This is a genomic window from Priestia sp. P5_B4 (genome assembly GCF_056400385.1).
Genome location: NZ_JBFULJ010000053.1, coordinates 1 through 15527 on the forward strand (window position 1 = coordinate 1; position 15527 = coordinate 15527).

General features: G+C 38.4%; 15 protein-coding genes and 1 riboswitch. Of the genes, 13 read left to right on the plus strand and 2 right to left on the minus strand.

Annotated features, from left to right (window positions below; translation table 11 throughout):
- From scpB to AC1DRF_RS08255, 11 genes are all read left to right on the plus strand, one after another.
- A partial coding sequence (gene scpB, locus AC1DRF_RS08205) for an SMC-Scp complex subunit ScpB (protein ID WP_477740568.1) occupies positions 1-553 on the plus strand: 553 nt, incomplete at its 5' end.
- A gap of 118 nt (positions 554-671) precedes the next feature.
- A complete protein-coding gene (locus AC1DRF_RS08210; protein ID WP_043976335.1) occupies positions 672-1820 on the plus strand; it encodes a D-alanyl-D-alanine carboxypeptidase family protein in 1149 nt (382 codons plus the stop codon).
- Entirely contained in the window at positions 1813-2412 is a 600-nt protein-coding gene (locus AC1DRF_RS08215; protein ID WP_427075259.1) for a nucleoside recognition domain-containing protein, read from the plus strand. Before AC1DRF_RS08210 ends, AC1DRF_RS08215 begins: the two co-directional genes overlap by 8 nt.
- A complete protein-coding gene (locus AC1DRF_RS08220) occupies positions 2409-2942 on the plus strand; it encodes a spore maturation protein (RefSeq protein WP_013084923.1) in 534 nt (177 codons plus the stop codon). The genes AC1DRF_RS08215 and AC1DRF_RS08220 overlap by 4 nt, the downstream gene beginning before the upstream one ends.
- An 86-nt stretch (positions 2943-3028) precedes the next feature.
- A complete protein-coding gene (locus tag AC1DRF_RS08225; RefSeq protein ID WP_013059055.1) occupies positions 3029-3754 on the plus strand; it encodes a pseudouridine synthase in 726 nt (241 codons plus the stop codon).
- Positions 3755-3951: 197 nt separating this feature from the next.
- The gene (gene resA, locus AC1DRF_RS08230; protein ID WP_013059054.1) at positions 3952-4473 is read left to right on the plus strand and encodes a thiol-disulfide oxidoreductase ResA; all 522 of its coding nucleotides are present in this window, start codon (positions 3952-3954) and stop codon (positions 4471-4473) included.
- A gap of 12 nt (positions 4474-4485) precedes the next feature.
- Positions 4486-6108 carry a cytochrome c biogenesis protein ResB gene (gene resB, locus AC1DRF_RS08235; RefSeq protein ID WP_477740569.1) on the plus strand — a complete coding sequence of 541 codons (1623 nt, stop codon included), beginning with the start codon at positions 4486-4488 and terminating at the stop codon, positions 6106-6108.
- A gap of 11 nt (positions 6109-6119) precedes the next feature.
- Positions 6120-7298: a c-type cytochrome biogenesis protein CcsB gene (ccsB, locus tag AC1DRF_RS08240; protein ID WP_025750430.1), complete on the plus strand. Its 1179-nt coding sequence runs from the start codon at positions 6120-6122 to the stop codon at positions 7296-7298.
- Positions 7299-7647: 349 nt separating this feature from the next.
- Entirely contained in the window at positions 7648-8364 is a 717-nt protein-coding gene (locus AC1DRF_RS08245) for a response regulator transcription factor (protein WP_013059051.1), read from the plus strand.
- The gene (locus AC1DRF_RS08250) at positions 8364-10136 is read left to right on the plus strand and encodes an ATP-binding protein (protein ID WP_013084918.1); all 1773 of its coding nucleotides are present in this window, start codon (positions 8364-8366) and stop codon (positions 10134-10136) included. Before AC1DRF_RS08245 ends, AC1DRF_RS08250 begins: the two co-directional genes overlap by 1 nt.
- Positions 10137-10305: 169 nt before the next feature.
- Positions 10306-10995, plus strand: a complete 690-nt coding sequence (locus tag AC1DRF_RS08255) for a peptidoglycan DD-metalloendopeptidase family protein (protein ID WP_427075257.1) — start codon at positions 10306-10308, stop codon at positions 10993-10995.
- A 32-nt stretch (positions 10996-11027) separates the two neighbouring features.
- On the opposite strand, the gene serA is transcribed toward AC1DRF_RS08255, so the two are convergent.
- Complete coding sequence (serA, locus tag AC1DRF_RS08260) at positions 11028-12602, minus strand: phosphoglycerate dehydrogenase (protein ID WP_477740570.1); 1575 nt, start codon at positions 12600-12602, stop codon at positions 11028-11030.
- Between the two features lie 298 nt (positions 12603-12900).
- Positions 12901-13043, plus strand: a riboswitch (FMN riboswitch).
- 154 nt (positions 13044-13197) lie between these two features.
- Between serA and AC1DRF_RS08265 the strand changes: the two genes are divergently transcribed.
- A complete protein-coding gene (locus AC1DRF_RS08265) occupies positions 13198-13773 on the plus strand; it encodes an ECF transporter S component (protein WP_427075256.1) in 576 nt (191 codons plus the stop codon).
- 78 nt (positions 13774-13851) lie between these two features.
- Here AC1DRF_RS08265 and AC1DRF_RS08270 read toward each other — a convergent pair whose 3' ends face one another.
- Positions 13852-14100, minus strand: coding sequence for a ferredoxin (locus AC1DRF_RS08270; protein WP_013059046.1), 249 nt, complete (start codon positions 14098-14100; stop codon positions 13852-13854).
- 257 nt (positions 14101-14357) lie between these two features.
- Here AC1DRF_RS08270 and AC1DRF_RS08275 point away from each other — a divergent pair, with 257 nt between their 5' ends.
- A complete protein-coding gene (locus AC1DRF_RS08275; protein ID WP_427075255.1) occupies positions 14358-15407 on the plus strand; it encodes a YpbB family protein in 1050 nt (349 codons plus the stop codon).
- The last annotated feature ends 120 nt before the right edge of the window (positions 15408-15527 follow it).

The following is a 15527-nucleotide window of genomic DNA, read 5'->3' on the forward strand; positions in this document are numbered from 1 at the left end:
GGCTATTATTGAGAGCTTACTTTTTGTTTCTGGTGATGAAGGTCTATCCATTAGCCGGTTAGCTGAGATTATAGAAAAGCCTCATGAAGACATTCAAGGTGCTTTGGAGAGCTTAGAGCAAGAGTGTAAGTTCAGAGGAGTTACACTTGTTGAAATAGGAGGGTCCTATCAGCTTGTCACAAAAAAAGACTATGCACCATATATTGAGAAGCTCGTAGAAGCTCCCGCTAATCAATCATTATCACAAGCAGCCCTTGAAACGTTAGCTATTGTAGCGTATAAGCAGCCAATTACAAGAGCTGAAATCGAAGAGATTCGCGGAGTGAAAACGGAAAGACCTCTTCAAACTTTAATTGGAAAAGTTTTATTAAAGGAAGTGGGACGAGCGGAAGGCGCAGGGCGGGCCATCTTATACGGAACGACAAAAGAATTTTTAGGCTATTTTGGCCTTAAAAGTATCGAAGAGCTGCCGCCGCTTCCAGAAGATTTATTACAAGAAGGAACCGATCAAGAAGCAGATTTGTTTTTTCAATCGTTTCAAGAAATGAAGTGAAAATGTAAAAGAACATAGAGTTTTTTCTATGTTCTTTTTTGTATGGACAAATCTTTTCATTCATAACCAAAAAAGACGAGCATAAACTTGTACAAACAGGTAGAGGGACGGGGATGACATGAAAAGAAGCAAAAAAAGTATCATCTATCTATTTATTGTATTGCTATGTCTCAGCGGTTGGCCTTCCATATCATCTGCAGCGGGGAGCGTAAGTGCTCATAGTGCTATTTTGATGGAACAGAAATCAGGGAGAGTGTTATATGCTAAAAATGCAGATCAAGTTAGCCGAATTGCTAGCATTACAAAAATTATGACAGCAATACTGGCGATTGAATCTGGCAAAATAAATAAAACAGTTACCGTGAGCCACAGCGCAGTTGGTGTTGAAGGTTCTTCTGTGTATTTAGTTGAAGGTGAAAAAATAAAATTAAAAGATTTAGTATATGGCTTGATGCTTCGTTCAGGTAATGATGCTGCTGTAGCTATCGCAGAAGCCGTTGGAGGAAGCGAAGATGGATTTGTTTATTTGATGAATAAAAAAGCAGAAGAAATTGGCATGACAAACACAACATTTCAAAATCCGCATGGATTAGACGATCATGAAAATCATCGCTCAACCGCGCACGATATGGCTCTGCTCATGCGCTATGCAATGAATAATAAAATTTTCAAAGAGATTTCAGGAACAAAAGTCTATCGAATGAAGCATCCTGAAGAGAAATGGGATCGAGTGTGGAAAAACAAAAATAAACTGCTGACAACACTATATGCATACTGTACTGGCGGAAAAACAGGGTATACAAAATTAGCAAAACGAACGCTTGTGACAACTGCTACAAAAGATGGAATGGATTTAATCGCCGTAACGATTAATGCCCCAGATGATTGGAACGATCATATTTCCATGTATGAAAATGCATTTGATAAATATGATATGACCAGTTTAGCTGCAAAAGGCGAGTTGGCAGATATAAAGGATTCTTTTTATAAAGATCAGCTGTATATTAAACGAAATGTCGTCTATCCGCTCACAAAGAAAGAACAAAGCTCTGTAGAAGTAAAAACAACGTTAATTCAGCCTAAAAAGCAGTGGAAAGAAACAGGGGAAGTTCCAAATGTGGTAGGAAAGCTCGATATTTATAGAAGTGGAGAGACGATTGACAGTGTTCCAATTTATTTCGAAAAGCAGTCCGAGCAGCAAAAAGGTTTTTTTGATAAAGTGAAGCGATTAATGTTTATTCAGTCTGGAGCCAAAACAGATGGTTAATGTTATTTGGATGCTGCTGACCATTATCGGAATTGTTTTTGCGATTATAAATGGAAAAATTGGTGATGTAAACAAAGCAATTTTTCAAGGAGCAGGCGAAGCAGTGACCATCAGCATTGGGTTAATCAGCGTGCTGGTCTTTTGGTTAGGGATGATGAATATTGCTCAAAGTGCAGGGCTTCTCGACAAGTTAGCGAAACTGTTTCGACCCATCATTACAAGACTTTTCCCTGATGTTCCAAAAGATCATCCGGCCTTAGGTTACATATTGTCCAATATGATGGCGAATATGTTTGGGCTCGGGAATGCGGCAACTCCTCTTGGCATTAAAGCGATGGAGCAGCTTAAAAAGCTAAACAGCGATAGAGACGAAGCAAGCCGTTCTATGATCACACTTTTAGCACTTAACACAACCAGTTTAACACTTATACCAACCACAGTTATTGCCATTCGGATTACGTATAACTCGGCTAATCCTACTGAAATTGTCGGTACCACGCTTTTAGCAACTGTTGTAGCTACGATAGGAGCTATCATCATTGATCGCTTCTTTTATTATCGACGTACACGAAAAGGAGGAAAACGAAAATGACTATGCTTAATCAAGTATCATTGATGTTTATTCCTCTTATTGTAGGATGCATTTTACTTTATGGAACCTATAAAAAAATTCCTACGTATGAAAAGTTTGTAGAGGGAGGGAAAGACGGATTACAAATTGCTTTTTCCATCATTCCTTACTTAGTCGGCATGTTAGTGAGCATCTCTATTTTTCGAGCTTCAGGAGCGCTTGATTTTTTCTTATCTGTTTTAAAACCTATGCTGCAAGCAGTCGGCGTTCCGGCTGAAATTGTACCTTTAGCTCTTATCAAACCGATATCTGGAACGGCTGCTCTTGGTATCACGACGGATCTAATTTCTACATACGGACCTGATTCTTTTATCGGTCGTTTGGCATCGACCATGCAGGGAAGTACAGATACCACATTTTATATTTTAACGGTTTATTTCGGAGCGGTTGGCATTAAAAAAATGGGAGATGCGCTGAAGGTTGGTTTACTGGCAGATTTGGTAGGAATTATTGCCTCAGTTGTCATTGTAATCCTTGTGTTTGGCCGGTAAGAAATCGAAAATTCTACCTCTGAGTGGCAAATACACTTGTGTATTACTTCGTAAACAAGTAAGATGTTACAAGAGGTGAAGTGTTAATGGAACGATTACAAAAAGTGATTGCTCACGCAGGTGTAGCATCAAGACGTAAAGCTGAAGAATTAATCGGCCAAGGCCGAGTGAAAGTAAATGGAAAAGTTGTAAGAGAATTGGGCACGAAAGTAGGTCCTAACGATAAAATTGAAGTAGACGAAGTGCCTGTAGAAAGCGAAGCGCCCGTTTATTTTATGTTATATAAACCAAGAGGCGTAATTTCAGCTGCTAACGACGACAAGGGAAGAAAAACAGTCGTTGACTTCTTTCCACATGTAGAAGAAAGAATTTATCCAATTGGACGTCTAGACTATGATACGTCGGGTTTACTTCTTTTAACAAACGACGGTGAATTTGCTAATCAGCTAATGCACCCTAAATTTGAAGTGGACAAAGTGTATGTAGCTAAAATTAAAGGAATTCCAAGTCGTGAAAAAATCAGACAGCTGCAGCGCGGTGTGATGTTAGAGGACGGAAAAACAGCACCAGCTCGTGCAAAAGTTCTTTCTATTGATAAAAGTAAGCAGACGGCGATTGTGGAATTGACGATTCATGAAGGGAAAAATCGTCAAGTACGTCGCATGTTCGATGCAATTGGGCATTCTGTCTTAAAATTAAAACGTGAACGCTACGGACCTTTAGATTTACGCGGATTAAATGCAGGAGAAGCTCGTGAGCTTACAGCGCATGAAGTCAAACAATTATATTCAATGTCTCAAACAGGTAAGTAATTTTCACTTACCTGTTTTTTTTATGAAAAATGTCGTGAATTAGAAAAACAAGCAAGGTTTTTCGAAAAAATGTCGAACTTGTAGAATGAGAGGAAGACTTCACAGAAACGTCGAAATATTATTGGAAAGCCACTACCACAAAAATGATATAATGGTAGAAAAAAGTGTATTGAAAGCGGTTAAAAGGAGTTCGTGCTATGAAAAAAAAGCGCTTGATTATTCGAACAGTTATATTGGCAGTTTTGCTGTGCGCGGTTGGATATACCCTTTATGCTCAATTTTTTGCTGATAAACAAAAGGTATCAGTAGGAGATAAGGCACCTGACTTTATATTAAGAGATGTTAATGGAGAAACTCATCAGCTATCAGATTACAAAGGCAAAGGAGTTTTTTTGAATTTTTGGGGAACATGGTGCAAGCCCTGTAAACAAGAGATGCCGGCTATGGAAAAGCAGTATGCATCATATAAAAAGCAAGGTGTCGAAATTCTAGCTGTTAACGTTGCAGAAACGAATATAGCAGTAGAGCAATTTGCTAAACAGTATGAGCTATCTTTTCCGATTTTGATGGATAAAGATTCACAAGTGTTGGGTGCATACGGAATAGATCCTCTGCCGACTACATTTTTAATTGATAAAAACGGAAAGATTGTAGACAGTTTTATTGGGGGATTGGAAGAATCTAAAATAAAAGAATATATGGAAGAAATTAAACCATAGGGAGTGTTGACAATGAAACACGTAAAATGTGAATGTGGACACGTTAACCCGCATGGTACGATTTTGTGTGAAGCCTGTGGTAAGCCGATTGCAGAAGAAACAACTGATAAATTAGTAGATATGCGTTATGAAGGAAGCGCAAGGCGATCGCAAACGTACAATAAAACAGTTATCGATAAAATATGGAACTTTTTCTCTTCTGTAAAAGTAGGTATTTGGATCATTATTGTGACGCTTGTTGCGTCTGCAGTCGGAACCATTTATCCTCAAGAAGCTTACATACCTCCTAATGTGACAGCAGATGAGTATTACCAAAAGGAATATGGATGGACAGGAGAGCTTTATTATAAGTTAGGTTTTCATCATCTCTACGAATCGTGGTGGTACTTGCTTTTAATTGCTGCTTTAGGAATGTCGTTAGTCATTTGCAGTTTAGATCGAGTAGTGCCTTTGTACCGAGCTCTAAAAAGGCAGAGTGTAACAAAACATCCAAACTTCTTAAAAAGACAGCGTTTATATAGCACTTCATCATCGTGGACGGATCAAGATTATGAACATGTAAAAAGTATGCTTAAAAAAAGAAGATACTCTATTCGTGAAGAAAACGGCAATCTGCTGGCTGAAAAAGGACGCTTCTCAAGATGGGGTCCATACGTTAATCATATCGGTCTCATTATCTTTTTACTAGGTGCTATGCTTAGGTTTGTACCAGGTATGTATATAGATGAAGTTCTTTGGATCCGTGAAGGTGAAACAAAAGTTATTCCCGGGACGAACGGAGAGTATTTTTTGAAAAACCATCGTTTTACTGTTGAAATGTATGATAAAGATAGCGAAAGCGCCGTGTTTCAAGAAGCAATTGATCGTGCAGGGAATAATAAAGTGGCCAAAAAATATGAAGCGGATGTTAGTTTGTATAAGCGCGAAGGAAAGCTTATACCGGGAGCAGATCCAAAATTAAAGAAAATAAAAGATTCAGAGATTCGTGTGAATCAGCCGCTTAAGTTTGAAGGATATGCCATGTACCAAGTGGACTTCAAGTTAAATGAGTTTARCTCTATGTCTTTCCATTTAACAGATAAAAATGCAAATAGAAACGTTGGTTCACTTACAGTAGATTTACATAATCCAAAAGAAACATATGATCTAAAAAACGGATATAAAGTCAAGCTCATGAGTTACTTTCCAGACTTTTTCTTTGATGATGAAGGAAATCCAAATACAAAGACCAGAGTGCCTAACAATCCCGCTTTTGTATTTAAAATGATTACCCCTCAGCATAAAAAAGGGGAAGTTGCTTTTGTTGGAATTAGAGAGAACTTGGAGCCGCTAGGAAATAACGATTATAAAATGACCTTTGCTGGTGTGGAAACGAAAAATGTAACGGGATTAACCGTTCGCAGAGACTATACGCTTTGGTTTTTAGGAATTGGCGGAGCCATCTTTATGATTGGTGTGGTTCAAGGGATGTATTGGAATCATCGCCGCATGTGGATTCAAAAAGTCAATAATGAGATATGGTTGGCCGCACATACAAATAAAAACTGGTATGGGCTAAAAAAAGAACTAAATGGTTTATTAGAATCAACATCCCTTACACAGCTGAAGGACCAAAATGATAAAGAAACAAAATAGGAGGAAAAAGCATGGATTACGCGAGTATAAGTAGTAATTTACTGTATGTGGCGTTTATTGCTTATTTAGTTGCAACCTTTTTTTTCGGAGGAGCTATTCGAGATAAGCGAGCAGCTCAAAAGAAAACAAAGTGGGCAACGTTTGGAATTGCGGTTACCATCATCGGCTTTATTGCACAGATTGGCTACTTTATTACAAGGTGGATTGCATCAGGCCACGCTCCTGTTAGTAATTTATTTGAATTTACGACGTTTTTTGGCATGATGCTTGTTGGCGCATTTATTGTTATTTACTTTATTTATCGTCTTAGCATGCTTGGATTGTTTGCATTGCCGGTGGCTCTTTTGATCATTGCTTATGCAAGCATGTTTCCAACTGAAATTACGCCGCTGATACCGGCTCTTCAAACGAATTGGCTGCATATTCACGTTACAACCGCAGCTACGGGTGAAGCCGTGCTTTCCATTAGCTTTGTTGCAGGATTGATTTATTTAATCAAAACGATTGACCAATCCAAGCGAAATAAAAAAGCATTTTGGCTGGAATTCATCCTGTATACGCTTATTAGTACGCTTGGGTTTGTAGCGGTGACGCTAGCTTTTAATGCGGCTCACTACGAGTCATCATTTAATTGGATTAATAAAAGTGGAGAACAAGAGCAAGTCGTATATCATATGGTTCCGCTAGTGGGACCGCATCAAAGTGAGTGGACAGCCGGGAACGATATACAGCCGCTTATTGATATGCCCGCTATTATCAATGCTAAAAAATTAAATACGGTTATTTGGTCGTTAGGCGGCGGCTTTGTCTTATATTGGCTGATTCGTTTCATTTTACGGAAGCGAATTGGAGCCGCGCTGCAGCCGCTTGTGAAGCAGGTAAACAGCGACTTGCTTGATGAAGTAAGCTACAGAGCAGTGGCAATTGGGTTTCCTATTTTTACACTAGGAGCACTTATTTTTGCTATGATTTGGGCTCAGATGGCCTGGACGCGCTTTTGGGGGTGGGACCCTAAAGAGGTGTGGGCGCTGATCACATTTTTATTTTACGCTGCTTTTCTTCATCTTCGGCTGTCGAAAGGGTGGCACGGTGAAAAATCAGCTTGGCTTGCAGTTGGCGGATTTGCCATCATTATGTTCAACTTAGTGGCTGTGAACCTAATTATTGCAGGTTTACATTCATATGCGTAACCTTTAAAAATAGAATAGAGGCTGAAACAAAGATATTTTAGTTGAAGGAAGATCCGAACGAATGAGATTCTTGATGGAGAATCTCATTCGTTCGGATTTTTTCATTGAGATGGTGAACGCAAGGTTCGTGTATATAGGTACTTATAGCCGTGGAACAAGCGATCCCTACTAGCTTCTTTATTTTATTTATTCAGCTGTAGATTGCATGGATTTCGTTACGTCTCAGCCTCTTTTTGGTAAAAAAAGCTGTTTTTCGTAAAGGTGTTCACGAATTGTCACATTGTTTGGGTATCATAAGTAGAACTCGCCGGTTTTTTTTTGTACACTAAGACTAGGAGGTTGAAAATACATGCAAAACGAACAAAGGTTACTGCTAGTAGACGATGAAGATCGCATTAGACGATTGTTAAAAATGTACTTAGAAAAAGAAGGATACATCATTGAAGAAGCAGCCGATGGGCATGAAGCAATCGAAAAAGCGTTACACATAGATTATGATTTGATTGTATTAGATTTAATGATGCCCGGCATAGATGGTATTGAGGTTTGTAAACAAATTCGGGAGAAAAAAGCAACTCCTATTATCATGCTTACAGCTAAAGGGGAAGAAGTAAACAGAGTCCAAGGGTTTGAAGTAGGCACAGATGATTATATCGTTAAGCCGTTTAGCCCAAGAGAAGTGGTTCTTCGCGTAAAAGCACTGCTTCGACGTTCTTCTCAAGCAACGTTTATTCAACCAGAAACGAGCGTGAAAAATCTTATTGTCTTTGATCACTTAACGATTGATAATGATGCACATCGCGTTACAGCAGACGGAAAAGAAGTTAACTTAACTCCAAAAGAATATGAATTATTATGCTATCTCGCAAAAACGCCAGATAAAGTATATGACAGAGAGCAGCTGCTGCGTGAAGTATGGCATTATGATTTCTTTGGAGATCTTCGTACGGTAGATACGCACGTCAAGCGTTTGCGTGAAAAGTTAAATCGTGTATCGTCCCAAGCGGCGAAAATGATTGTGACCGTATGGGGAGTAGGGTATAAATTTGAGGTTGAAAATAACTGATGTTTTGGAGAAGTGTAGTTGGTAAACTATGGTTTACTATCCTATTGCTCGTCACGCTTGTTTTATTTATTTTGACTATTTTATTGCTTCAGTTTTTTGAAAATTATCATGTTGTAGATGCAGAAAACCGTTTAACTAAAACGGCTGCTAAAATCTCTACCATTGTGCAGGAAACGGACGATGAAAAACTAGGACTATCCATTGCTCGTGAACTTGCAGACCAAGCAAGTGTAGTTATTGTTCAAGACAAAGATTTTTATTGGCATTCCACACATCCTGATAAAGAAAATAAGAAAGCTATTTCGGCCATTGTTAAACAAAACGATCAGCTAAATCAAGTGGTTGAAAAAGGTAAAGTAATACGGGAAAAAATGTACATGACCACAAAGAAAGACACGAGTGATGAACCTTTAATGTTTGTTGTCGGTGTACCTTTAATGAAAGATAACAAACCGACAGGCGGCGTTTATTTGTATCAATCTCTTTCTGAAATTGAAGAACCCGCTCAATATACGACTAAGTTCATTTTATTGGCTGCAGGTATTGCTATTATTTTAACTACTATCTTTGCTTTTTTCTTATCCACTCGAATTACAGCGCCTCTTAGAAAAATGAGGCAGGCGGCATTTGAAGTAACAAAAGGCAACTTTGATACAAAAGTACCTATTTTAACTCACGATGAAATTGGAGAGTTAGCGATTGCTTTTAATCAAATGGGCAGGCAGTTAAAGTTTAACCTCAATGCGCTTAATCAGGAAAAAGAGCAGCTTTCAAGTATTTTAAGCAGTATGGCAGACGGTGTTATTACGTTTAGTAGAGACGGGTCGATTTTAATTACCAATCCCCCAGCGGAGCATTTTCTTCAGACTTGGTATTACGAGCAGGATGTCAACAATCAGCAGGTGCCTGAGCTTCCAGCAAACGTTGTCCATTTGTTTCAAACAGTAGTAGAGACTGAAACGGAGCGAAGTGCAGAATTGAAAATTCAAGGGAAAACGTGGGTCATTTTAATGTCACCGCTCTATAATCAAACGAAAATTCGCGGTGCTGTAGCCGTACTACGGGATATGTCTGAAGAGCGTAAACTTGATAAATCGAGAAAAGATTTTATTGCAAACGTGTCTCATGAATTGCGTACACCTATTTCTATGCTTCAAGGTTATAGTGAAGCTATTATTGACGATATTGCAAGTACGGATGAAGAAAAGAAAGAAATTGCACAGGTGATTTATGATGAATCACTCCGTATGGGCCGGCTTGTAAATGAACTTTTAGATTTGGCGCGAATGGAAGCGGGACATGTGCAGCTTCACTTAGAATCTGTAGCAATGGTTGAATTTACAGAACGTGTTTTGCGTAAGTTTCAAGGGTTAGCTAAAGAAAAACATATTAAACTGTCTCTTAATGGAAAAGTAGAAGATGAATTTGAAGCGATGATTGATTCAGACCGTATGGAACAAGTGCTGACAAACTTAATTGATAATGCTATTCGTCATACGGATGACTACGGAGAAGTAAAGCTGCATCTTGATAAAAGTCAATCCGAAATCCATCTTTCTGTTCAAGATACAGGAGCAGGCATTCCGAAAGAAGATCTTCCATTTGTATTTGAACGATTTTATAAAGCGGATAAAGCCAGAACGAGAGGGAAGTCAGGAACTGGTCTTGGGCTTGCAATCGCCAAAAATATCGTGGAGGCACATCAAGGGATCATTGCGGTTGAAAGTGAATTAAATGAAGGAACAACTTTCTTCATCAAACTGCCAAAGTAAACATATGCTAAATAGCAGTTTGTTCGGCTGAAATAATAAGAATAACAAAGAGATGTGATTCAGTGGAGAATCACATCTCTTTATTTTTTCTATAAACAAGTCTAAAAGAGAAAGAATTGGCATATAGTATGTTTTGTGTGCAATGATCTACATAGGAGGTTCTTTCTTCATGATTGACGTGTTAAGAAGAATATTGGTTGTATTAGTAATGGGATTGTGTATAGGTCTTTTATTTTTGGGCGGGCAAATGGTAAAAGCAGAAGAGAAGCAGTGGGAGTGGCCGGTTGAAGGAGTCTTAACTGATATATTTGGTTCACGTCACGCCAAACACTTTGGAATTGATATAGCAGCACCTGTTGGTAAACAGGTGTATGCTGTCGCAAAAGGAGTGGTGAGCCGCTCTTATTATTCAAATACATATGGACAGGTTGTTTTTATCAAACAAACAAATGGATATGAAACGGTTTATGCTCATCTAGAGGAACGTTTTGTTGCAGAAGGAAATCGTGTAGCCGCTGGTCAAAACATTGGACGAGTTGGCAATACAGGGCGCTCTTCAGGTGCGCATTTGCATTTTGAAGTTCATCAAGGAAGTTGGAATCCGGATAAAACCAATGCAGTAAACCCACTTGCCAAATTGGACAAGCAAAAACTATCGGCATACGTAAAAAGCGATTTAGCTGCCACGGTTTTTCAGCAGTTACATCAGACTTCTGATAACTGTATTCTTATCCATCAAGGAGATACATTATCTGAGCTCGCAGTCAAATATGAAGTAGATATGGATCAGCTAAGAAAGTGGAATCATTTAGAAAATACGATGTTAAATGCAGGACAAGTGTTAAAAATAAGTCCATAAAAAAAGAGCCGCTCAGGCTCTTTTTTTCAATGTCACAATTCAATACGCTGTATGGTCACAATTTCGCTTGTTTGTTTTAACGAAGAGATGACAGAATCATCTAAAAGCTTATCGAACGTAAGCATCATAATGGCTTCTCCGCCTTTTTGCTTACGGCCCACTTGCATGGTAGCAATGTTAATACGCAAATCTCCAAGTACTTTCCCTACATTTCCAATAACTCCGGGCTGATCACTGTGACGGATATAAAGAAGGTGCCCTTCCGGATAAAAATCAATATCAAACGAATCAATATTAACAATTCGAGGTCCATAGCCGGCTATATAGGTGCCCGTAATGGTAAATGTACGCTGTTCGCCTGTTACGGTAACGTCAATCATATTGGAATATCCTTGCGTATCTTCCGATGTTTTTTCACCAAATGTAATTCCTCGTTCTTTGGCAATCATAGAAGCATTGACTTCGTTAACAGGTGAGTCGATACGATGAGTCAAAAAGCCTGATAATAAGCTCCGTGTAATATAAGTGGTTTCCAAATCCGTCACTGTACCTCCGTAGGAGATAGAGATATGCTGAACAGGTTCTCGCATGCATTGAGACAAAATAGCTCCCATTTGTTTAGTAAGGCTCGTAAACGGCTGAATTTTTTCAAAAACTTCTTTAGAAAGCGTCGGTAAATTAATGGATGAGCTTACAGGATTACCTTCTAGAAAACGCAAAACGTCATGTGCCACGTCTTCAGCAACGTTAAGCTGGGCTTCTTTTGTAGAAGCTCCTAAATGGGGAGTTGTAATAACTTGATCAAAATGTAACAAAGGGTTATCARTCGGCGGCTCAACTTCAAATACGTCAATAGCTGCACCTTGAACATGACCAATTTCTAAATAATGAACTAAGGCTTTTTCATCAATGATCCCGCCGCGTGCGCAGTTTAATAAAAACACGCCCTTCTTTGTTTTGGCTAACGTGTCATGATTAAGCAATCCCTTTGTTTCTTTGGTAAGCGGAGTGTGCACGGTAATAACATCCGCTGCTGCTAGTAATTCATCCAGGGATAATAGTTCTACGCCTAGCTTTTCAGCTCGGGAAGAAGTTAAAAAAGGATCGTAAACGTGAACGCTCATATTGAAGGCTTTTGCGCGTTTGGCAAGCTCTGAGCCAATTCGTCCAAATCCGATAATGCCCAGGTGTTTGCGATTAAGCTCTGTTCCAACAAATGCTGAGCGGTTCCATTCGCGCGCTTTGACTGAAGCATTTCCTTGGGGGATATGCCGAAACAAGCTAGCCATCATAGCAAATGTATGTTCCGCTGTTGAAATGGTATTTCCGTTCGGCGCGTTAATAACGACAACCCCTCGTTTGGTTGAGGCTTCAATATCAATATTATCGACACCTACTCCAGCGCGAGCAACAATTTTTAAATTCGGCATTTTTGCCAGCAAATCCTCTGTAACCGTCGTAGCACTCCGTACTAAAAGCGCATCGTACGTATGCAAATCATTCTCAACTTCTTCAACTTTTTTTCGCGTAAGATTCACATGAGGAGCTTCAAGTAGTGGAGCAAGACCTTCATTGCTAATTGAATCAGCTACTAATACATTATACATGACGTGAACATCTCCCTTGGATTTTACTATCATCAAATATTTGATAATTTACCATGTTAAAAAAATTCTGTCAATTATATTTTTCAAACTTTATGATTAGTTATCAAATACACAATTATAAACGTAAAATTGAAACTATAAATATGTCATAATGCTGTTGGTTATGCACTTATTTCCTWATTTTACATATAAAACAGTAATGAAGTTTATAAAAGACATCAATTTAATAGGAATTGAAAAACTTCTTTATTTACTTTTAATTCGAGATAACATATAATAAATTCATAATTAAATATTGGTCTATCTTCGGGGCAGGGTGAAATTCCCGACCGGCGGTAAAAAACAAATTGTTTTGAGCCCGCGAGCTTATATGTAATACATACGAGCAGATTTGGTGAAATTCCAAAGCCGACAGTACAGTCTGGATGGGAGAAGGTGGAGGTTCAGCGTTCAAAACTTAATGTGATGAACGTTTATTAAATATGCCTGCCATGTCTCCTCTCAACGAATCATTTGTTGGGAGGTTTTTGCGTGGGGATATAAAGTTGAACCTTTCTTCTTTGAAGAGTGGATCACAAAGAAGGAGAGAGGCAAGATGCAACAAAGTAAGAAAACTCAAAAGCTGGTCATACTAGGAATGTTAAGTAGTATTGCTTATATTTTAATGATGATTAATTTTCCGATTCCTGGATTACCTCCGTTTTTAACAATTGATTTTAGCGAAATTCCTGCACTCGTAGCAGCACTTGTATTTGGACCGATGGCTGCTGTTATAGTAGAAGGAATAAAAAATTTATTGAATTATTTAATTCAAGGAAGTGCTACAGGGGTTCCAGTTGGTCAAGTGGCTAACTTTGTGGCTGGTTTACTGTTCGTTCTTCCTGTATCATACATGTTCAACCGATTTAAAACGGCTAAAGGCGTAACGATAGGTTTGGTTACGGGTACGGTGGTAATGACGGTACTCATGGCTGTCTTAAATTATTATGTCTTCTTACCAGCGTATACAATCTTCTTGCAATCGCCAGAAATGTCTAGTGAACAAGCACGTCAATATATCGTTGCAGGTATTTTGCCGTTTAACTTAATAAAAGGAGCAGCAACAGGGGGTATCTTTGTCTTATTGTTTTCAAAAATGAAGCAATGGATCACGCGTCGCATTGCTGTTTAATTCAATCGCTCTCCCGGGGAGAGCGATTTTTATATATAAAAAAACCTGCAGCATGTACACTACAGGTTTGCTCAATACTTATTCGAATTTATTAGCATCGCCTTCGAATTTTTCATCCGCTACGCGAATTGAATCCGTAGGGCAGCCTTCCATTGCATCCATCATATCATCTTCTAGATCTTCTGGAATTTCTACTACACCTTGGTTATCATCTAGTGTTACGAATGCAATACCTTCATCATCATAATCATAAATGTCTGGTGCTGCTGCTCCGCAAGCGCCGCATGCGATGCAAGTATCTTTATCAACAATTGTATATTTTGGCATAACAAGACCTCCTGTAAAGTGTTCGAAAATTTCTCATTATATAATCTCTTCGCGAATCAAGAGTGAAATTTCTCCTTATTCATTGTAAAATGATTTATAAAACTTTTCAATAGAAAAGTCACTGAGAATGCTTATCAAATCAAGGTTTCTTCACTTACCCAAACGTTTTAATACATAAAGGAAAGAGCTAAAAAGCCTTTATCTCACATGCTATTGGTCACTTTTGGTACAATGAATGAGAAAGGAAGTTGACACCTTTGAATTATATTCAAGTTAGCATTTTATTTTGTATAAAACAGTTAAAAGGTGAGCGAACCGCCTATGGTATTTATCATTTATTAACAGGTAAAAAGTCAGCTCAAACGATTCAAGACGGAAAATTTTTTGGAATTTCGTTTCTTTTTCAGTCATTTGTTTACTTAGATAAACGGTCTTTTGAAACCTGCGTTACATATTTAAAAGAACAGCAGTATATTGAAGAAACTGAAAATCAAAAGTATGTGATGACAGATAAGGGACAAGCACGCCTTGAAGATGAACTGACGGCTCGACCCTTTCATCCAGCTTTAGACGGATGGAAATTCGCAAGCAGTACTCAATTATTTTTAGCAAGAATCACTTTGTTCATTCAGACCTTATCAAACCTACAGTATTTTCAAAAAGGGTTTTTACCCATTTCCAAAAATGCTGAGGTCATTCAATGGGTCAAAACGTATATTATGTCTCAAAAGCAAACGCGTCAAGAGTTAGCCGCCGAGCTATTCGAAGAGCTCCGAACGTGCTTGAAAGGCTGCACGGAACGGGACGCGTCTCTTTTTGTTTTGCAGCTGACTGGATACCAAAGAGTAGGCTTTACAAAAAATCAGTTAGCATATCAATATGAACTCGATGAGCATTATGTTCATATTCAACTTTTAGGGGTTATTCACCATATCATTGAAAAAGTAAGTAAAAATAATGAAAGCTTTCATGTACTGTCTTCTTTTTTACGTGATCTATATTTAGAATTGCCTTTGACAAGCTCGACGTTAAAAACGTATAGCTGGCTTCAAAAAGGCAAGACGCTTGAAGAAATTGCTTATATAAGGCGTTTAAAAGAAAGTACAATTGAAGACCATATTGCAGAATTAGCTCTGTTTGTTCCATCTTTTTCAATCGATGCATACGTATCGCCTAAGCAGCAGGAAAAAATCATCTCAGCCTTTGAAGGTTTGCGTACAAATAAATTAAAGATGATAAAAGAAGAAGTAAAAGACGACGTTACCTATTTTCAGATTCGTCTCGTATTAGCAAAACATTTTACCTGATACTAAAAAAAGTGGTGTTTGATGTGAAGATAGAACAACTTCTACAGAAACAATTTGGCTATAGCCAATTTCGACTAGGACAAAAAGAGATTATTCAAGATATTTTAACCGGTCATAATG